The 19,867-nt window shown below is 31.5% G+C and carries 16 protein-coding genes, 1 pseudogene, 1 riboswitch and 1 other annotated feature; of the genes and pseudogenes, 9 read left to right on the top strand and 8 right to left on the bottom strand.

The window, feature by feature from the left end; translation table 11 throughout:
- Window positions 1-3: 3 nt before the first annotated feature.
- Window positions 4-1,644 carry a LytS/YhcK type 5TM receptor domain-containing protein gene (locus ACI48Q_RS13355; protein ID WP_474919613.1) on the bottom strand — a complete coding sequence of 547 codons (1,641 nt, stop codon included), beginning with the start codon at window positions 1,642-1,644 and terminating at the stop codon, window positions 4-6.
- Between the two features lie 728 nt (window positions 1,645-2,372).
- On the opposite strand from ACI48Q_RS13355, the gene ACI48Q_RS13350 reads away from it, so the two are divergent.
- From ACI48Q_RS13350 to ACI48Q_RS13335, 4 genes are all read left to right on the top strand, one after another.
- Window positions 2,373-3,863, top strand: a complete 1,491-nt coding sequence (locus tag ACI48Q_RS13350; RefSeq protein ID WP_474919612.1) for a 4Fe-4S dicluster domain-containing protein — start codon at window positions 2,373-2,375, stop codon at window positions 3,861-3,863.
- Between the two features lie 225 nt (window positions 3,864-4,088).
- A complete protein-coding gene (locus tag ACI48Q_RS13345; RefSeq protein ID WP_474919611.1) occupies window positions 4,089-4,271 on the top strand; it encodes a hypothetical protein in 183 nt (60 codons plus the stop codon).
- A gap of 17 nt (window positions 4,272-4,288) precedes the next feature.
- Window positions 4,289-4,492 carry a four helix bundle protein gene (locus ACI48Q_RS13340; protein ID WP_474919610.1) on the top strand — a complete coding sequence of 68 codons (204 nt, stop codon included), beginning with the start codon at window positions 4,289-4,291 and terminating at the stop codon, window positions 4,490-4,492.
- The gene (locus tag ACI48Q_RS13335; protein ID WP_474919609.1) at window positions 4,443-4,640 is read left to right on the top strand and encodes a four helix bundle protein; all 198 of its coding nucleotides are present in this window, start codon (window positions 4,443-4,445) and stop codon (window positions 4,638-4,640) included. The genes ACI48Q_RS13340 and ACI48Q_RS13335 overlap by 50 nt, the downstream gene beginning before the upstream one ends.
- A 263-nt stretch (window positions 4,641-4,903) precedes the next feature.
- Here the strand turns inward: ACI48Q_RS13335 and ACI48Q_RS13330 are convergent, their stop codons facing one another.
- Together ACI48Q_RS13330 and ileS are read right to left on the bottom strand one after the other, a co-directional pair.
- Complete coding sequence (locus ACI48Q_RS13330) at window positions 4,904-5,896, bottom strand: LacI family DNA-binding transcriptional regulator (protein WP_474919608.1); 993 nt, start codon at window positions 5,894-5,896, stop codon at window positions 4,904-4,906.
- 25 nt (window positions 5,897-5,921) lie between these two features.
- Window positions 5,922-9,023, bottom strand: a complete 3,102-nt coding sequence (gene ileS / locus ACI48Q_RS13325; RefSeq protein ID WP_474919607.1) for an isoleucine--tRNA ligase — start codon at window positions 9,021-9,023, stop codon at window positions 5,922-5,924.
- Window positions 9,024-9,142: 119 nt separating this feature from the next.
- Window positions 9,143-9,365, bottom strand: a binding site (T-box leader).
- A 337-nt stretch (window positions 9,366-9,702) separates the two neighbouring features.
- Here ileS and ACI48Q_RS13320 point away from each other — a divergent pair.
- On the top strand, window positions 9,703-10,332 hold the full coding sequence (locus ACI48Q_RS13320) for an MBL fold metallo-hydrolase (protein ID WP_474919606.1): 630 nt from the start codon (window positions 9,703-9,705) through the stop codon (window positions 10,330-10,332).
- A 259-nt stretch (window positions 10,333-10,591) separates the two neighbouring features.
- On the opposite strand, the gene nrdG is transcribed toward ACI48Q_RS13320, so the two are convergent.
- A complete protein-coding gene (nrdG, locus tag ACI48Q_RS13315; RefSeq protein ID WP_474919605.1) occupies window positions 10,592-11,113 on the bottom strand; it encodes an anaerobic ribonucleoside-triphosphate reductase activating protein in 522 nt (173 codons plus the stop codon).
- A 281-nt stretch (window positions 11,114-11,394) separates the two neighbouring features.
- Here nrdG and ACI48Q_RS13310 point away from each other — a divergent pair, with 281 nt between their 5' ends.
- A complete protein-coding gene (locus ACI48Q_RS13310) occupies window positions 11,395-12,849 on the top strand; it encodes an SH3 domain-containing protein (protein WP_474919604.1) in 1,455 nt (484 codons plus the stop codon).
- Window positions 12,850-12,921: 72 nt separating this feature from the next.
- Here the strand turns inward: ACI48Q_RS13310 and nrdD are convergent, their stop codons facing one another.
- A complete protein-coding gene (gene nrdD / locus ACI48Q_RS13305; RefSeq protein ID WP_474919603.1) occupies window positions 12,922-15,036 on the bottom strand; it encodes an anaerobic ribonucleoside-triphosphate reductase in 2,115 nt (704 codons plus the stop codon).
- A gap of 432 nt (window positions 15,037-15,468) precedes the next feature.
- Between nrdD and ACI48Q_RS13300 the strand changes: the two genes are divergently transcribed.
- From ACI48Q_RS13300 to thiT, 3 genes are all read left to right on the top strand, one after another.
- The gene (locus tag ACI48Q_RS13300) at window positions 15,469-15,669 is read left to right on the top strand and encodes a cold-shock protein (protein WP_474919602.1); all 201 of its coding nucleotides are present in this window, start codon (window positions 15,469-15,471) and stop codon (window positions 15,667-15,669) included.
- Between the two features lie 255 nt (window positions 15,670-15,924).
- Window positions 15,925-16,104: a hypothetical protein gene (locus tag ACI48Q_RS13295; RefSeq protein ID WP_474919601.1), complete on the top strand. Its 180-nt coding sequence runs from the start codon at window positions 15,925-15,927 to the stop codon at window positions 16,102-16,104.
- Window positions 16,105-16,160: 56 nt separating this feature from the next.
- A riboswitch (TPP riboswitch) is annotated at window positions 16,161-16,259 on the top strand.
- A gap of 133 nt (window positions 16,260-16,392) precedes the next feature.
- On the top strand, window positions 16,393-17,022 hold the full coding sequence (thiT, locus tag ACI48Q_RS13290; protein WP_474919600.1) for an energy-coupled thiamine transporter ThiT: 630 nt from the start codon (window positions 16,393-16,395) through the stop codon (window positions 17,020-17,022).
- A gap of 88 nt (window positions 17,023-17,110) precedes the next feature.
- On the opposite strand, the gene ACI48Q_RS13285 is transcribed toward thiT, so the two are convergent.
- The 3 genes and pseudogenes from ACI48Q_RS13285 to ACI48Q_RS13275 form a co-directional block, all read right to left on the bottom strand.
- Window positions 17,111-17,917, bottom strand: coding sequence for a YhfM domain-containing protein (locus ACI48Q_RS13285; RefSeq protein WP_474919599.1), 807 nt, complete (start codon window positions 17,915-17,917; stop codon window positions 17,111-17,113).
- 63 nt (window positions 17,918-17,980) lie between these two features.
- Window positions 17,981-18,559 (bottom strand): hypothetical protein, encoded by a 579-nt coding sequence (locus tag ACI48Q_RS13280; protein WP_474919598.1) that lies wholly within the window; start codon window positions 18,557-18,559, stop codon window positions 17,981-17,983.
- 215 nt (window positions 18,560-18,774) lie between these two features.
- Window positions 18,775-19,867, bottom strand: a pseudogene (locus ACI48Q_RS13275) (hypothetical protein); the annotation flags it as partial.

Here is a 19,867-nt window from a genome sequence, read left to right as displayed (position 1 = left end):
ATACTAAATCATCTCCTTTGGTATTTTAAATAATACTGTAGTTCCCTCATCACATTTACTTCTAATATCTAATCCACTCTCTTCCCCGTATAAAAGCTTTAACCTTTCATTTACATTTTTTATCCCTATTCCAGAATTTTCAGAGAACATAATGTTTTTTAATCTTTCTTCATCTATACCTACTCCATCATCCTCTACTATAAATACATAATAATTTTCTTCTTCTCTAATTGTTAATTCTACTTTTCCACCCTTTATTTTAGGTAAAATTCCATGCTTTATTGCATTTTCAATTAACGGCTGTAGTATAAATACTGGCACCAATATAGTTAATAGCTCATCTTCAACATTTATATTTATTGACAATCTCTCTCCAAATCTAGCCTTTTCAATATTTAAATAAGATGTTAAAAATTCTAGTTCTTTTTCTAGAGATGCAAAATCTTCTTTTCTCTTTAAGGTTGTCCTAAAATAATTTGATAGCTCTAATATTAAAAATCTTGCTTTCTCTGGATTAGTTCTACATAGTGACGCAATGGTCGTTAAGGAATTAAATAAAAAATGGGGATGTATTTGTTGTATTAATGCCCTATAGTTAGCTTCCACTCCTTGTTTTGCAAGTTTATTCAGTTCATATATCTCCAGTTCATTAGATAAGATACTACTTAACTCTTCACATAAATCAAAACAATTTTTTATGTCATATTGAGATTTTACCTTTATTCCAAAATATCCTCTGCATTTATTATTTACCTTAACAGTATTTATAAATATGGGATACTCCCTTAATTTATCTTTATACTCATAATGTAGTTGTATATGGTCATTACTGTAATTTCCTATAGCATTGCACCACTTTAAAATTTTTTCTTTCTCTACATTAATATTATTCATGGTAATAGTATTTTTTTCGTTTACAAAAAATACTCCTATCACATTAGCCACTCCTTGAATTTCATTTATAAACTTCTCTATATTTTCTTTTGTAAAACCAAGCTTCATATGATAGGTTGCCTTTTTTGCAATCCTTAAGGTTTTAAGAGTTTCCTCTGCTTTATAGTTTTGTAAATATATTTTTGATTCCTTAATAATAGCAACAAATATCGCCACTCCAACTGTATTTACAAACAACATAGGAATAAAGATTACTTTTACTACTTCCACTGCTATGTTAAAAGGTTTTGCTACAATCAATATAATTAAATATTGAGTTAATTCTGCAAACACACTAGCACAAATAGCTTGTCTAATTTTAAAATCGCCAGTTTTTAATTTCCTTGCAAAAAAACTCCCAATTAACCCCTCAGCTACTGATGCCAAAGCACAGGCAAGAGCTGTAACCCCTCCTAATGTATATCTGTGTACTCCTGCTATAAAACCAACCAAGGCACCAATTACTGGTCCCCCTATGTAACCAGCAGTTATTACTCCTATAGGACGAGTATTTACTAAAGCATTATCAATTATTGGTATCCCTAAATAATTTCCCATTATAGCTAAGAAAGAAAAAAATATTACAATACTTATTTTATCTCTATAGGATATACCATTTTGAAAAAAGCTATTGAAGGTTTTAATTCTAGTAAATACGTATGCAGCCATTGCCACCAAGGACATTCTCTGCATTAATTCAACAAATAGCATTTTAACACCCCAATTATTCTATATAATTTTCTAAAGATCTTCCCTATTGATGAATACTTATAATTAATCATCTTACATCCTTAAATATGTTAATTCGCTTGCTGCTATGAATTTCCTTCATAATTTCCTTGTATTAGTATATTTTTACATATATAGATATCTAATTTTATGATTAATTACTACGCAGTATTTTTCATATTTTTTAGTGATATTTTTAACAATATATATCGTTATTTTTTAATATATTTTCAGTAAAGTTTAATAATTCTAAATTTTCTTATTTTTATATAAATTACTAAGCTCTTTACAGTAAAGTCTATTTGCCTTTCCTCTTTCTGGCATCCTATCCCATATATGCTTTAAAATATCCATATTCATATCCTTATCTTCTTCAAAACGGCTTCTTCTATATTGATTAAATTTATAAATTTAGAAATTATAAATACTAATATTTTGTTTGCTGTAACCTTCCCTTTCTTAGTAAATACCCCATTTATAATTATACGTATAGGTTTGTTTAACTCATTAAATTTTATAGGAAGTTGTTATGATTTTGAAACTAAGTTATTATAAAGTTCTTTCTTATTACTACTTCTCACAATATATCCTTTTTTTATAATTTAATAATAACCAATATTTCATCTATTTTGGCTTTCTATGTCGATAATTTAATGTTATAATAAATATTGTTAAAGTCTTGTCATATTTTTGGGTTTAGGGGGGATAAAATGTTTATATTTGAGACTCATTTAAAGCAAATTAAACATGAAGTATTAAAACAAATTGCTATTCTTGCAATGGACGATAAATTAACTACTGATAATTTATTTAATATTCATTATCATATTGTAGATAAGGAAAAACCTAAATATAGATGTTGTGTTTATAAAGAAAGGGCTATTGTAAACCAACGTGCGAAACTTGCTGCTGGTTACTTACCAGTGGGAGAAAATGATGCTGATTTAATAGATATTAAATCAAGTTCGCAAATAATATATGTAATTGAAGCAGCCTGCGATACTTGTCCTATAGATAGGTACACTGTTACTGAAGCATGTAGAGGATGTATTGCTCATAAATGTAGAGAGGTATGTCCTGCAAAAGCTATGACTTCTGTGGGTGGTAGAGCATATATCAATCAGGAACTTTGTAAGGAGTGTGGATTGTGTAAAAAAGCCTGTCCTTATGATGCTATTTCCGATGTTGTTCGACCTTGTAAGGTTGTATGTCCTACTGGAGCACTTTCTGTAAATCCAGATAATAGACAAGCTATGATTAAGGACGAACTTTGTGTTCAATGTGGTTCATGCATGACCGCCTGTCCTTTTGGTGCTATTTCTGATAAGAGTCTTATAGCTCCTGTAGCTAAAAGATTAAAGAGAAATGATTTAAATATGGTTGCCATAGTTGCCCCTTCAATAGCTGGTCAGTTTGGTCCAAATGTAACCTTAGGACAAATTAAGAGAGCTATTGAAAACATTGGTTTTAATTCCATGTTAGAGGTATCTTGTGGCGCTGATTTGGTAACAATTAATGAAAGTAATGAGTTTGTGGAAAGAATGGAAAATGGAGATAAGCTTATGACTAGTTCATGTTGCCCAGGCTTCCTAAGTTATATGGAAAAGAAATTTCCTGAGGATATTAAATATGCCTCTAATACAGTATCTCCAATGGTAGCCCTTGGAAGACTTATAAAAAGTAAAAGCGATAATACTAGAGTAGTATTTATAGGACCTTGTACTGCTAAAAAGGCTGAAATTAGGCGTGAAGAGTTAAGTGGTTCTATTGATTATGTTTTAACCTTTGAGGAATTATCTGCACTTTTAGCAGCTTGCGATATGGATCCTGAACACTGTGAAGAAGATGCTGTGAATGATGGTTCTGTATTCGGAAGAGGATTTGGTATGGCTGGTGGTTTAACTGCTGCTATAGAAAACTATATTCAAACAGAAAAAATAACTACACCTTTTAAACCTGTGAAAGTCTCTGGTGCTGATGATGTAAAAAAAGTATTAACTTTAGCTAAAGTTAATAAACTTCCAGGCAACTTTATAGAAGGGATGATGTGCCAAGGTGGATGCATAAACGGAGCTGGAACTATACTTCCTCCTCTTAGCACAAAAAATACCTTCATGAAGGAAAATAAAACTTCAACTAAGAAAAATATAATTGATAATGATAACGTTGAGTTAATGGATACTATTGATATGCATAGATAGAGTGAGCAGAGCTCACAGAGAAGTACTCACTGCGTTCGTAGGGAAGGAGTGCCGTGGGCACAGGGAAGTACTCACTGCGTTCGTGGAGAAGGAGTGCCGAGGCACAGGGAAGTACTCACTGCGTTCGCGGAGAAGGGTGCCGGAGGCACAGGGAAGTACTCACTGCGTTCGTAGGGAAGGAGTGCCGAGGGCACAGAGAAGTACTCACTGCGTTCGTAGAGAAGAGTGCCGAGGCACAGGGACGTACTCACTGCGTTCGTAGAGAAGGGTGCCGGTGGCACAGAGAAGTACTCACTGCGTTTGTATGGAAGAGTTGCTTCTGCAACAGTGAATTATAGAAATAGATATCACGTAAGTAATAAAATGTATTTTAATTCAAATAATTGGATAGACTTATCATATGGATAAAACTAGGAGTTTTTTATATGGATAAGTCTATTTTAATGGAAAAAAGTATGTATTTCTCAATGGAGTCAATATCATTTTATAAAACATTAATATTGGATAATGAGTATGTATTATCTAGGCAATTTTTAAAATCCTCTACAAGCATAGGTGCTAATATAAGAGAAGCAAGATATGCCGAGAGCAAAAAAAGATTTTATCCACAAATTGTACATTGCCATTAAAGAATGTAACGAAACTCTTTATTGGTTAGAATTAATTAAGCATGTGGATAAATATGATAATCAGTGTATTAGTAAACTTTACAATCTATGCAGTGAGATGCTAAAAATGTTATCTGCATCAATAAAAACATCAAAATATAAGGAGTAAAAAATCAATAACACTCTATTAGAAAAACCTTAATTAACTATAAAAAAGCTCAGAATTTACTGCCCTATGGCAATTAATTCTGAGCTTAAAAATTAACTGTACATCAGTACTTCTCTGCGAACAAAGTGAGCCCTTACCTGCAACTTCAGTTGCAATTCTCTGTGATATTGCTCACTCTTCACTGCGCTTTAGCGCACTTCTCTACGAACGTAGTGAGTATTTCTCTGTGCCTTTGGCACCCTTCTCTACACCTACGTTGTACTTTACTTACAAGATTTTCTCTCCACTATATTATAAGGTAGTAAATAATAGGTTTCCTCTACGGCAAGTTTATTGATTATTTTTATTAAAATCCTCATACCTACTGAACCCATATCGTAAAGAGGTCTTGCTACCGTGGTTAGGGTTGGATGATATATAGATGCTATAGAGATATCATCAAAGCCCATTACATCTACATCTTCTGGTACCCTTATTCCATTTTCTCTAAGAGCATTTATAGCTCCCATAGCTATTTCATCGTTACTACAAAATATTCCTTGGATTTTTTCCTTGCTTAAAATTGCGTCTATTCCCTTATATCCATCTTCAGCTTTTAAGGCTCCAAAATATACTAGTTCCTCTTTAAAGGTTCCGTTATCTTCCATAGCATCTCTATATCCATTAAACATCTTTTGGTTTTCTACAGACCTATGCTCTTCATAACCAATATATGCAATGTTCCTATCGCCTTTTTTTTGAAGATAGCTTGTAGCATCATAGCTGGCAGCGTAGGTATCAATACCTACGCTGGGAATTTCATTCCCCTCATCCATTGTACCTATGGATATCACTGGTACATTTATATTTTTTATAGTTTCCTTTAAATCTTCATCTAAGGAGTTACCCATATATATTATACCATCTACCATTTTTTCCCTTAACATATTAAAGGCTTCTTTTTCTCTTTCTTTATCCAAATCTGTGTTACTAAGCATTATGTTGTAGTTATATATGCTTGCTACATCTTCTGCTCCTCTAACTATCTCTGGATACACTGGATTAGATATATCTGGTATTATTATTCCTATGGTGCTAGATTTCTGTGTCTTTAAGCTTCTTGCTAATATATTAGGCCTATAATCTAATTTTTCAATAGCATCTAAAACTTTTCTTTTTGTTTCTTCATTAACTACATCTATACCATTTAAAACTCTTGAAACCGTAGCTATAGATACCCCTGCCTCACGAGCTACATCTTTAATTGAAGCTGCCATCTAGTATCACCTCCAAAGCTCATAGTTAAATTTTTTTAACAGCTAAAAGTAATGTTTCTCCATTTATTTTAACTTCTGTTAGGTTGCTTTCATTTCCATAAACAACCTCCATTGCTAAAGTGTCCTTTTTAATTTGTTCTTCAAATTTCTTTATTACTTCCTCTAACATAGGATTACCTGTTACATATATTTTTATTTTATCTGCAACCTCAAAGCCAGATTCTTTTCTCATATTCTGAACTTTACTTAGAATTTCTCTTACATGACCTTCTTCTTTTAATTCTTCTGTTATAGTAGTATCTAGAACTACACCTATACTACCTTCACCAGCAAAAGCATATCCTTCTAATCCTTGCATTGTAACTAGTAACTTCTCTTTATTTAACTCTATCTCTGTTCCATCCACAGTTATTGTTACAATTCCACCATTATTGATATTTTGAGCAAGTTCCATTTGGTTCATAGCTCCTATAGCTTTTCTGATACCAGGTATCATCTTACCATAAGCTTTCCCTAACACTGGAAGATTTGGTTTTATTTCAAAGTTAACATACTTAGAAATATCTGCTCCAAGCTCTACAACCTTAATGTTAAGCTCATCTTTAACTATATCTCCATAGTAATCTGGAAGTGTATCTACAGATACTAACATCTTTCCAAGAGGCTGTCTGTTCTTAATATTAGCTCCATTTCTTGCACTTCTTCCAAGTTTAACTATTTTATAAGCCTTATCCATTTCTTCTTCTAATTTAGTATCAACTTCTGAAGTTACATATTCTGGCCACATGCATAGATGTATGCTTTCTGGTGCTTCTTTATCAAAGTCAACCACTAGGTTTTGATATAATTCTTCTGTTACAAATGGTATAAACGGAGATGCAACTCTTGCAAATGTTACAAGTACTCTGTATAGAGTCATGTATGCTCCTATTTTATCATCTGTAAGCTCTTCAACCCAATATCTTGATCTATTTCTTCTTACATACCAGTTAGATAACTCATCAACAAACTCTTCTAGCTCTTTAGCTCCTTGAGTTATTCTGTAGTTCTCTAAATGTTCATCTATATTTTTAACTAATGTATTAAGTTTAGACATCATCCATTTATCCATTGCGTTTTCTGATTTGAAGTCTTTATGATCCATTGGATTAAATTTATCTAAATCAGCATATAGTACGTAGAATGAATATACATTCCATAGTGTTCCTATGAACTTTCTTTGAGCTTCTATAACTGCATCCTCATAGAATCTTGATGGAAGCCATGGTGCTGAAGCTGTGTAGAAGTACCATCTCAATGCATCTGCTCCTTGATTATCAAGTACTGTAAATGGACTTAATACGTTACCTTTGTGTTTAGACATTTTTTGTCCATCTTTATCTAAAACGTGACCTAATACTATACAGTTTTCAAACGGATTCTTTTCAAATACTGTTGTAGATATTGCAAGTAATGTATAGAACCATCCTCTTGTTTGGTCAACTGCTTCAGATATAAATTGTGCTGGGAAGTTAGCTTCAAATAGCTCTTTGTTTTCAAATGGATAATGGTATTGAGCAAATGGCATTGATCCTGAGTCAAACCAACAGTCAATAACCTCATCAACTCTTGTCATGTTCTTAGCACAGTGTGGACATTTTAATTCTACTTTATCTATATATGGTTTGTGTAGCTCTATTCCCTCTGGAACATTAATTCCTTTTTTATGAAGTTCTTCTACACTTCCTATCATTTCCCTGTGACCACATTCACATTCCCATATTGGGAGTGGAGTTCCCCAATATCTATTTCTTGAAATACCCCAGTCTATAACTCCCTCTAGGAATTTACCCATTCTTCCTGTTCTTACGTTATCTGGCATCCAATTAATCTTATTGTTGTTCTCAAGAAGTTGATCTCTTACTGAACTCATTCTTACAAACCAGCTCTCTCTTGGGTAGTAAAGAAGTGGTGTATCACATCTCCAACAATGTGGATATGAGTGTAGGAATTTTTCGCTCTTATAAAGAATTTTGTGTTCCTTCATATATTCTATGATTTTTTCATCAGCCTTCTTAACAAATATTCCAGCCCATGGCTCTACTGCTTCAACGAACTTACCTTCTGCATCTACTAAGTTTATCATTGGAAGATTGTATCTCTTTGCTGTTTGGTTATCTTCATCTCCATATGCAGGAGCTGTATGAACTATACCTGTACCATCAGTTAATGTTACATAGTCTGCATGAACCACATAGAAGGCTTTTTCCTCTGGAGTTTCGAATTTGAACATTTGCTCATATTCTTTTCCTATTAATTCTTCACCCTTGAACTCAGCTATTACTTCATACTCTCCATTTAGTTTATTTAAAAGTGATCTAGAAAGTATTATATTTTCTCCCTCATGTAGAACTTCTACATAGTCATACTTTTTATTTACTGCTAAGGCTACATTGCTTGGTAATGTCCAAGGAGTTGTAGTCCATACTAATATATATTTATCTTCGTTTTTAAGTTTAAATTTAACGTATACTGAACTATCTTTTACATCTTTATATCCTTGAGCAACCTCATGAGAAGATAGGGTTGTTCCACATCTTGGACAGTATGGCATTACCTTGTGTCCTTTGTATATTAACTCCTTATCCCACATTTGCTTTAATGCCCACCAAACTGATTCAATATAATCATTATGGTAAGTTACATAAGGATTATCCATGTCTATCCAATATCCAAGTCTCTCAGACATCTCTCTCCACATTTCTACGTAAGAGAAAACGCTTTCCTTACACTCTGTAACAAATTTTTCTACTCCATACTTTTCAATCTCAGGCTTACCTGATATTCCAAGTTTCTTCTCTATTTCAAGTTCAACTGGAAGACCATGAGTATCCCATCCTGCTTTTCTTAAAACTTTATAGCCCTTCATAACCTTATATCTTGGAATTATATCCTTCATAACTCTTGTTATAACGTGTCCTACGTGTGGTTTACCATTAGCTGTCGGTGGACCATCGTAAAAAGTAAAATATTCTCCATCCTCATTTAAATCAAAGTTTTTTTGAATTATATTTTTTTCTTCCCACATCTTCAGTATATGGTTTTCTATATCCATAAAACTCTTAGTGTTATCTACTTTCTTATACATAATAATCTCCCTTCATTTTTAATTTATAATTTTAGAATGCAAAATTTAGGTTAGAATTTAGCTAAAGCTAAATTTCCTCATTCATTTTAATCTTAATCTTGAAATAAAAAACTCCGTCCTAATAGGACGAAGTTAAATTCGCTTATACCACCTATGGTGTAAAAGTATTATTTCAGATACTAACATATCCTGTTCTTTAACGCAGAATTACGGAATAGACTTACTCTAACTTCAGTCATCAGCTCCTAGGTGATTTTCCTTTAAACTTCACTATGAACTCACACCACCGTTCACTCTCTGTAAGCTACCCTTCAAAGTACTTTTCCTATTCTCAGCATTTAAATTTAAATTTTATATCATTATATTATATTAATATTTTATTGTCAAAGTATTTTATTATAATATTGCTAATTTAATTAAAATTAATTATTAGAGTTATAATAAGATTTGACTTTGTTTATATATATAGATTTCAATAATGAAACTACATTATACAAATAGGTTTTTATTTTATTAAATATTTAAATTGAACTTCATATTATTGCTGTGAATACCATTTGCAGAAATTTTAGATTTACTTAGGAGCTATGAAAGAAAAAATCATTAAGAAATACAACCTGTCCGAAGGTAGTGAGTTGTTGTAAAATAAAGTAATAGTATTATTTTAGGAGGTATTTATATGGATATTCGTTGGCTTGGCCATTCATCTTTTCTTATAATTGATTCAAAAGGAACTAAAATTCTTACTGACCCTTTCGATGAAAGTGTCGGATATGATATTTATAGGGGATGTGTTGACATTACAACTATTAGTCATCATCACTTTGATCATGATTATGTATCTAATATTATATGTGAAAATATTGTGGATACAGTTGGAGAGTTTAATATTAAGGACATAAAAATTCAAGGAATTCCAAGCTTTCATGATAAAATGCAGGGTGCAAAGCGTGGTGAAAATATAATATTTATTTTAGAAATAGATGACCTTAGAGTATGCCACCTTGGTGACTTAGGACACATGTTAAGTGATAGTGAGCTCGACCTTCTTGGTTCTATAGATGTGCTCTTTATACCTGTTGGCGGTAATTTTACCATTGATGGCGAAGAAGCTGCTAAACTCTGCGAAAAACTTCAAAGTAAGGTTGTAATTCCTATGCATTACGCTACTCCTAATCTAAAGTTTTCTTTAGAGGGCGTGGAAAAATTTCTAAAATTTATGAAGAACGCTACTAGAGTTGACAGCAATACTTTGTCTATTGAAGATAAATTAGAGGACATAAATAAAGTAATTATAATGAATTGTTAATATAAATAAAATGCAAAGCACTTTATTTTAGGTAAAGGTGCCGTAGGCATAGGTAAATACTCACTGCGTTCGTGGTAATGCGTCACTTTGTGACGGGTAAGGAGCAACCTACAGTTGCCCTTACCTAACCACGAGCAAAGCGAGTATTTCCCCGAAACCGAAGGTTTCTTCTTACCTGTGCCTAAGGCACACCTTACCTACAAGCCTCGCTTGAATACTAGTGAGCATAGCAAACGCTTCACTGCAACGTAAGTTGCACTTATCTACAACTTTCTAATGCTTCTATTATTTTATTTTCCCTTAAACTATTAGGAACATCAATTATTCTTTGATTGCTAGATCCTCTAAATTTTATATCTTCATTCTTAAATTTTTCTATAAATTTTCCATCTACTAATACATCTATATTATTAATTAATTCTTTCCACTGGCTATTGGTTTCTAATCCTCTTAATATTTCTTCAAAGGTATATCCAGTATAACACCACACATTAAATCTATCACTTCTAACCTGTTTAGCTATTTCACTAAATCCCTCACCTTGTTCAAAAGGATCTCCCCCTGAAAATGTAACACCCTTTAAAAGAGGATTTGTCTTTATATCTTTTATTATATCATCAACTTTAAATTCTACTCCACTATTAAAATCATGAGTATCTTTATTAAAGCAATTCTTACAGTTATGCTTACATCCCTGTGCAAATATAACTCGTCTCATTCCTGGTCCATTTGTTAAACTCTCATGTATTATTCCTGATAATCTTACTGTTTTATTTTTCACTTTTCTCACCTCTTAATAAAATACACTACATGCCGTTATCTATAATGTATCATTTTTCTGCTTAATATAATATAACATATCTTTCTATATATTTTTTAGATAAATATAACTGTAGATTTAAGTGAAGCCTACGGTTTCACTTCACTAAAAAATGACCTTGTAGTATTTTGAAAATATTCTGCATTTATTTATCCTATTATTGTTATTACCAAGAATTTATCTTATAATTAAGATAACTATTTTCTACATATTATGATTTAATTACCGAAAGGAGGGCATTAATGGAAAAGAGATATTTAGCGCCCGTATTTACTTTAGCTATGGCTACAGCTTTAGTTGCAAATCTTGATGATGTAGCCCTTGCGAGTTCTAATGAGAAATCTAGTTCCTCTTCCTATTCGTCTACTGGTGTGGTTACTGCAACTGTTCTTAACGTTAGAGCTAACCCTAACACCTCTAGTAATATAATAGGTAAACTTTCTTATAATACAAAAGTTAATATTTTAGAAATTAATAACGGTTGGTACAAAATTAATTATAATAATTCACTAGGCTGGATTTCATCTGATTATGTTAAATTAGATAATTCGAATTCCACAGCCCAAAATAATAAATTTGGTACAGTTATTGCAAATTCTTTAAATGTTAGAGATGGTAATAGTACATCGCATAATATTATAGGTTCCCTTCAAAAAGGAAAAGAGGTTGAGATATTAGAAACTTCTAAGGGCTGGCATAAAATTAAATTCAATAACTCTACTGCCTATGTAAGTGCTGATTATATATCAACACCTGAGAATAGGCCTAATAGAGGCGATGAGGATACATCTACCCCAGCGCCATCACCTAATGGAACTATTGGAATAGTTAATTCTTATGGCCTTAATTTTAGAAAAGGTCCTAACACTAGTTATGAGATAATATCAGTAATCCCATATAATGGTCAAGTCCAGATAGTTGGTGAAAATAATGGCTGGTATCAAGTAAAATACAATAACACTTTAGGTTTTGCAAGCAAAGAGCACATTACTATTAGTAGCGGAGTTATTACTCCTCCTGATAATGGAAATAACACAGACGAATCTGTTGATCCTAATGTAACAGGGAAAATTGCCATTGTTAATGTAGATACTTTAAATATCAGATCTGGTCCTGGTGACAATTATGAAGTTATAGGTAAATCCAGATATGGGAATAAACTTCCGATAATTTCATACTCTAACGGTTGGTATAAAGTTAATCTTGATACTTCATCAGGTTATATAAATGGGGATTGCGTTACCATAGTGAATGAAAATATCTCTACACCTCCTATTGTTAAAGAAACTCCTTTAATAGAAAGCACATACACTGAAGCTGATGTTATTGCGGAATCTGAAAAATATTTAGGAGTTCCTTATGTATGGGGAGGTTTTACCCCCCTTGGATTTGACTGCTCTGGGCTAGTACAATATGTGTACAAGCAATTAGGTATAACTCTTGAAAGGTCAACCTATTATCAAGTTCATCAAGGAAAAACTGTCAGTAGAAGTGAACTAATGCCTGGTGACTTAATATTCTTTACCGGCACGCCAAATGACCCTAATGACATATCTCATGTGGGTATTTATAAAGGAAATGATTTATTTATTCATTCACCAAACCCTGGAGATTATGTAAGAGTTTCAAACTTAAATTCTGCATATTATGATAGTAGATACTATGTATCTAAAAGAATAATTACACCTTCAAAATAAGGTGAAGAAAGATATGATTAAAAGAAGCCTGTATCCAATGTGGACAGGCTTCTTTTGATTATATATGAATGCTTATATATTATAAACTTTTTCATGATTTTCTTTATGTGTTATTCTATCTTCTCTCTCAGCATACTTACCTGGTCCAAATCTTTCATCAAGACTCAGATATCCTGTAACTCTTGATATTCCTTGAATATCTGTACTATTACATTTAGGGCATTTAAACTTATCTCTTTGTATATAAGTTCCACAGCTTCTGCAATATTTTATATGATAATTGATACCTATATAACTTATATTAGTATTATTATATGCATATTTTATTATATCCATAATGGTCTCTGGTGTTGGGTAATCATCTATTTCTATGTAGCTTATGTGACCAGCATTACATAGTTTATGATATGGAGCTTCTATATTTATCTTATCAACTATAGATATTGGAAATGAAACAGGTATATGATAACTATTTGTATAATAATCTTTATCTGTTACTCCTTTTATTTCTCCAAAAACCTTTTTATCTTGCAGTATAAATTTACCACTCAAACCCTCTGCTGGTGTGGCATAACAGCTCCAGTTCAAACTTGTTTCAACCATCATTCTATCTGTAAAACTTCTTATATATTCAACTATTTCTATCCCTAATTTCTTTGCTTCTTCCGTTTCACCATGATGATTTCCTATAAGGGCTGTTATGGTTTCAGCAAGTCCTATAAATCCTATTACATAAGTTCCTTGCTTTAGTATAGGTTCTATAGAATCATCTGGCAACAACCCTTCTGAACCTTTCATTAATCCTTGACCAGCCACAAATGGTAAGTCTTTAACCCTTAGTTTCTTTAACAGTCCATATCTATGCATTAAAGATTCACTAGCCAACTCTAACCTACTGTCTAATAAATTATAAAATTTATCTATATCACCATTAGCAAGTATCCCCACTCTTGGAAGGTTAATTGTAGTTGGAGCTATGTTTCCTCTTCCCTTTGTTCCAGGTTCTCCATTTACATTGCCCATTAAATATGTTCTGCATCCCATAGTTGCTGGAACTATGCCTTGATCATAATAAACTTTATTAAAGTCTGCATCAATATTCATAAAAGTTGGGTTCATTCTCTTGCTTGCTACTCTACATGCAAGTTCAAATAAATAATAATAAGGTTCCCCTTCATTCTTATTTACACCATCTTTTACCCTAAATATTATATTAGGGAAAATTGGTTGCTCACCATTACCTAATCCTTTTTCATATTGCTCTAAGAATATTTCACACACCATTGCGGCATCCTTAGATGTTGGTAATCCTATATTTACAGAACTAAATGGCACCTGTGATCCTGCTCTACTATGCATAGTATTTAAATTAAATACTACTCCTTGCATAGCTTGTGCTACTCTGCTTCTTAATTTTTTCTCTACTAGCTGTTCTATCTTCTCATTATCTATTCCTAACTCAACTAATTCATCTCTAATTTCTTGTCTAGTAGGATCTACAAATATGCCCATGTCGTTATCGAAATCTGGATGGGATTGGCCACCAAACATATCATTTTGGGTAGATTGAAGAAGTATACATGAAAGCTCTGCTGCTGATTCTATTCTTTTAGGAGGTTTTATCGTTCCATACCCAGTATTAAAGCCTCTTTCCAAAACTTCTCTAGTAGGTATATGAAGACAGTTTGTAGTTAAATTATAACTATCTAAATCATGATAATATAAATCTCCATTTTCATGAGCTCTAGCTAGGTGCTTAGGCATATTATATAAGTTATGCCACTTGTTTGACTCAGATGCTATTCTTAATAATTTAGAGCTGAAATTATTACCTACATTTGCATTATCTCTATCCGTCTCAACTCCAATTTGATTTATAGCCTTCATCAAGTCAGATTTTATTTCTCTTAATCTAGTTCTCTCTTTTCTATAGTTAGCATAGGCTATTCCTATAGGTTTATGTCCATTTTCTAAAAGTGTTCCCTGTACTATATTCTGTATTTCCTCTACTGTAAGCTCATTAACTTCAAGATTTTCTATTCTCTTTATAATTTTTTGTGTTAGCTCGATTTTCTCGCTCTCTTTTAAATTATAATTTATTTCATCAGCTGAACCTTTTATAGCTTTCGTTATCTTAACAGAATTGAATTCGACCTTTCTTCCATCACGTTTAACGACAAAAATCATTAATTCTACCCCCTTTATTTCCTTACAAACAATTTAAATTATATCCCACAAAATCTTTCTAATCAATTTGTGAGTAACTATGAAATTTCATCCTTTTTTGAATAAACACTATCGACTTCTAAGCCTATAGTGTTTTACAACAAAATTTTAAGTTGACAATTAATAATTAAATTTCTATATAGTTTAATTAGAGAAATGCATAAAATAATTTTCTCTGATAATACTATAGTTATTATTTAACATAATAATTAAGGTCAAATATTTTTAGAAGGGAGTTCCGTATTTTAGTCATGTTTTAATGACAATACCGTGGTTACACGGGATTTTAAGCCCTTGGAGTGTTATCGACCTAACAGGAGTAGCATAGCAAAACTGAACACTATGAAAAGGGAAAAAATTATATATTTTATAATTTTTATAACGGAGATTTATATGAAAACAGGAACAGTTAAATGGTTTAATTCAGAAAAAGGCTTTGGCTTCTTAGCCGTTGAGGGTGAGGAGGATGTATTTGTACATTTTTCTGCTATTGGTGGAGAGGGATATAAAGCATTAGAAGAAGGTCAAAAAGTTCAATTTGATGTAGTTACTGGAGACAGAGGTCCCCAAGCTGCAAATGTAGTAAAAATTTAATAGAGAAAGGCAACCAGAAGGTTGCAGGTAAGCACTCACTTTGTTCGTTAGAGAAGGGCAGCAAGCTGCAGGGAAGCATTCGCTTCGCTCACTAGTTAAGGAAGCTTTTGCATTGCAAAAGCAATTATATCAAGTGCTTGTTCAAGCCACTTCTCTGACGCTGTCAATTCTCTACGCCTTTGGCGTACTTCTCTGCAACCTACGGTTGCTATTATCTAAATAAATTGCTTTGCAATTTATTTAAGGAGTATAATAATGATTGGTAGACTAATTGATAAAAATAACCTAGAAGCTTTTGTAGAATTTATTGATGGTAGTACCTATTGCATTACACTAGATAAGATCCCCACTAACTCTAAAGTTGGAGATGTGGTAAATATAAATTCTTCTATTCCTACTAATGTACAAAATAGAAAAACTATAGATTTTTTCTAGTATATTGATGTTTAACTTTTTTTATGCTATGCTCTTATTGAGCAAATTAATAATAAAAATTGTGCTGGGGGTGCCTGTGGCTGAGAAATGAGTTTTCATTAACCCTTAAACCTGAACTAGGTAATGCTAGCGTAGGGAAGCGTTTAATAAACTTAACTACATTTGTTAATTAACGTATTCCTATTGGAATACGTTTTTTTAATTCTATCTATTTAAAATTATTAATGAAATCTCTAATAATTTTATTTGAAAATCTACTACCCCTTTAAGCACTAAAAGGAGGATTTTATGAGTATTTTAGAAAATCTAGAGAAAATTTCAACCAGTTGGACTACCATCTTAACCTTAATAGGTATTTTTCTTCTATTTTTAGCCTTTATTAAAATAAAGAAGGTTAAATTTAGCTCAAGACTTGTAACTCATATATCATTAGCTGTTGCCATGAGTGTAGTACTACAGTTTTTAAAGCTATTTCAATTGCCCTTTGGAGGGAGTGCTACCCTTGGTAGTATGCTACCTATAATTCTTATATCACTTTTATATGGACCTTATATAGGTATATTTACTGGTTTTGTATATGGAATATTAAATTTCATCATAGGACCAGCATACATACTTCATCCTATCCAAGTGTTATTTGATTATACTTTACCCTTTATGGCTATAGGGCTAGCAGGATTATTTAAGGATAATAAATTCTTAGCTACTTCTGTTGCTTTTGGTGGTAAATTCATATGTCACTTCATAGCCGGAGTAGTGTTTTGGGGAAGCTATGCAGCAGATTATAATTTAACTCCTGTAGTTTATTCCTTCCTATATAATGGTTCCTATGTTTTAGTTGATGCCCTAATATGTATAGCTATAATCTCTGTAATAGATGTGAAAACTATTATTAGGAGAATTTCAGTACAAGCTTAAATTATTTTTAAATATTTTATCCCATTTTAAAAAGCTCTGTTTTAATATATCGTTGGTCTTTGAACTACATATTAAAACAGAGCCTTTATTAAAATCCTTCTGGTTTTTCCTTAGTTATACTTATATTCCAGATACCTTGCTCATATTTATTAAAGCAATAGTATTGCACTGGCTTTTCATTTCCTTTAGTTTCGAAGGTTATTATAGACTTATATCTAGTACTTGTATATCCTTGAGTTTTTACATTAAGTACTATATCATAATCTTCTTTTTTAGAGTTATCCTCTATTAATTTCACATTAGGTATATTTTTTAAGCTATCCTTAAAATTTTCTATATCTAGGGATAATTGAAATTTTGCTACATCTATATCTGATCCTATATTAATCCCTATTTTTTTTGATTTCACATCTCCTTGATTATAGGTTTGAATAGCATTTATTATAGTATTATAGTAAACTTCATCAAAATCTATAGGTTTTCTAATATTAGAAAAGTTTTTTATTATATCGTTATCAAGTCTTTTAGATACAATAAAATTTTGGGTATCACTATAAAAATTAGCTACTTCATTTTTATCCCATCCCGCAATATAATTAAAAGTTCTTACATCCGTAGGTGATACATGAATTTCAAATATATAATCCGGCTTTATAGTTGTCTTTTGTTCTACTACTTTTGCCTTAGATAATATTTTATATATCTCCTTTACTGCATCTTTATCTGTAACCGTAAATTTATAACTCTTGTCTCTAGTACTTTGTATACTTATTTTCATTGATCTTCCTTCCGCCATATAGGAAAATTCTTCATTATTAAAGATACTACATGCCGTGAAAATAAATATACTAAATGCAACCAACATAATCCCTATAAGTTTTCTCACTTTTTTCACTTTCGTCCTCCACTACTGTTTTTCTTAAATTATAATATTTGTTTATGAGTAAATCAAACTTTACTATTCTTTAAAAGAAAAAGTTTTTACAATGTTTTCAAATACTACTTTAGTATTTTCCTTTAGATTTTTATCTTTTACAGAAAAACTTATCTTTACCACACAATTTTTATACGGTATATGATATTCATAATTTCTATTTATATTTTTGGCTTGAATACTTAAATCATACTGTATTAATTTGCTATTGATGTTATTTATATTAACATCTTCTACAATATACTCCTTTACGCCTAACCCTTTTAACTCCTTAAAGGTTTCTTCTAATGCCATGTTAATATCATCATTCATTACCTTTACCGATCCATTAATACCTGCATCATTAGAAATAAATTCACTAATATAAACACTTTTTCCTATTCCATTATTTCTAATATTAATTAACCAGTCGCTTGGTAGATTGTATTTTATATTTCCATTTGATATAGTATACTCTTTAAATTCTATCATATTATTTTGAGTTAATGTAGCAACTTTTAGCTTTTCTTCAAAATATCCTCCAAATACCATTATAGTTATCATAAGTATTGACAATACACCTGCTAAAAGTAGTTTTCTTTTATTTTCCTCTAAGGCTCCCATGTTCCTATACCTCCTTCTTATAGTACTATAATATGAAAACCTTTGAATTTGTAGAACATGAAATATATGCTTAAAAATATATTAAAATCTCCTAAAACAATTATAACCACAATTAAATCAAATATAAAAAACAGGCTATTATATAAACACTTTTAACTCTTTATTTGAAAAGTGTTTATGTAATAGCCTAAATTAAAATTAAAGTTTCTTTGTTACTAGTTCCTTTTCATTGGCACCACTACAGTGTTAGCTTTAATATCATAATACATTAACCAATGGCCTTCATCCTCATTTTTTTCACTAGGCATAAAAGTAACAAAGCCTGTTTTTCCACCATATGGTTGATCTTCTATACTCTTAGTTCCTGGTATTGCATAAATTATATGCTTAAGTCTCCCTGTATTATCCCATTTATATCCAATCATAAAATGCTTATGTCTTGAAATATATGGATAATAACAAACCATAGGATAATATACTACCGCATATTTATTATAATCATACATACAATACATGTCTTCTATCTTATTTATATGAGCTTTGTACCATAAACAGTTACTCATATTTTTATTTGCTCCGATTTTTTCTAGACCTTTTATTATACCTTTAAAAAATTCTCCCATGTTTCCTAATGGATATTCTAAATCATCAACTAATTCCTTAGCCATATCCTTATATTTTTTCTCATCTTCTTTTTTATCTTCTTTATATTTGTCTTTACAACCATATTTATCTTCCTTAATCTTCTCTATTTGTTTTTCATAATCATCAAAATATCCATGATCTTTCTTGTTCCCACATGAACATTTTTCTTTGTCCATCTCTTTATGATGCCCTTTCTCTTCCATGATTTTCTCTACTTTTTTCCCTATAATTTCCTCCACTACTTCTTTTATAGTTTTTTCCATTTCTTCATGATTCATATGATCCTTACATTTTTTCGCTTCCTTCATTTCCATCTTGTGGTCATCATCATGTTTCATATGATCTTTACATTTTTTATCTTTTTTCACTTCCATCTCGTAGTCATCATCATGTTTCATATGATCCTTACATTTTTTCTCTTCCTTCATTTCCATCTTATGGTCATCATCATGCCTCATATGATCCTTACATTTTTTCTCTTCCTTCATTTCCATCTCATAGTCATCATCATGTTTCATATGGTCCTTACATTTCTTCTCTTCTTTCATTTCCATCTCATAGTCATCATCATGTTTCATATGGTCCTTACATTTCTTCTCTTCCTTCATTTCCATCTCATAGTCATCATCATGTTTCATATGGTCCTTACATTTCTTCTCTTCC

It is taken from the genome of Clostridium sp. LXY-7 (genome assembly GCF_056172015.1).
Note: the sequence above shows the minus strand (reverse complement) of the source record. Positions and strands in the feature narration are given on the sequence as shown.

What these genes read in the sequence shown, in the direction of transcription:
- ACI48Q_RS13355 (WP_474919613.1), bottom strand. Translation starts at nt 1,644, where the DNA reads ATGCTATTTGTTGAATTAATGCAGAGAATGTCCTTGGTGGCAATGGCT.
- ACI48Q_RS13350 (WP_474919612.1), top strand. Translation starts at nt 2,373, where the DNA reads ATGTTTATATTTGAGACTCATTTAAAGCAAATTAAACATGAAGTATTA.
- ACI48Q_RS13340 (WP_474919610.1), top strand. Translation starts at nt 4,289, where the DNA reads ATGGATAAGTCTATTTTAATGGAAAAAAGTATGTATTTCTCAATGGAG.
- ACI48Q_RS13335 (WP_474919609.1), top strand. Translation starts at nt 4,443, where the DNA reads ATGCCGAGAGCAAAAAAAGATTTTATCCACAAATTGTACATTGCCATT.
- ACI48Q_RS13330 (WP_474919608.1), bottom strand. Translation starts at nt 5,896, where the DNA reads ATGGCAGCTTCAATTAAAGATGTAGCTCGTGAGGCAGGGGTATCTATA.
- ileS (WP_474919607.1), bottom strand. Translation starts at nt 9,023, where the DNA reads ATGTATAAGAAAGTAGATAACACTAAGAGTTTTATGGATATAGAAAAC.
- ACI48Q_RS13320 (WP_474919606.1), top strand. Translation starts at nt 9,703, where the DNA reads ATGGATATTCGTTGGCTTGGCCATTCATCTTTTCTTATAATTGATTCA.
- ACI48Q_RS13310 (WP_474919604.1), top strand. Translation starts at nt 11,395, where the DNA reads ATGGAAAAGAGATATTTAGCGCCCGTATTTACTTTAGCTATGGCTACA.
- nrdD (WP_474919603.1), bottom strand. Translation starts at nt 15,036, where the DNA reads ATGATTTTTGTCGTTAAACGTGATGGAAGAAAGGTCGAATTCAATTCT.
- ACI48Q_RS13300 (WP_474919602.1), top strand. Translation starts at nt 15,469, where the DNA reads ATGAAAACAGGAACAGTTAAATGGTTTAATTCAGAAAAAGGCTTTGGC.
- ACI48Q_RS13295 (WP_474919601.1), top strand. Translation starts at nt 15,925, where the DNA reads ATGATTGGTAGACTAATTGATAAAAATAACCTAGAAGCTTTTGTAGAA.
- thiT (WP_474919600.1), top strand. Translation starts at nt 16,393, where the DNA reads ATGAGTATTTTAGAAAATCTAGAGAAAATTTCAACCAGTTGGACTACC.
- ACI48Q_RS13280 (WP_474919598.1), bottom strand. Translation starts at nt 18,559, where the DNA reads ATGGGAGCCTTAGAGGAAAATAAAAGAAAACTACTTTTAGCAGGTGTA.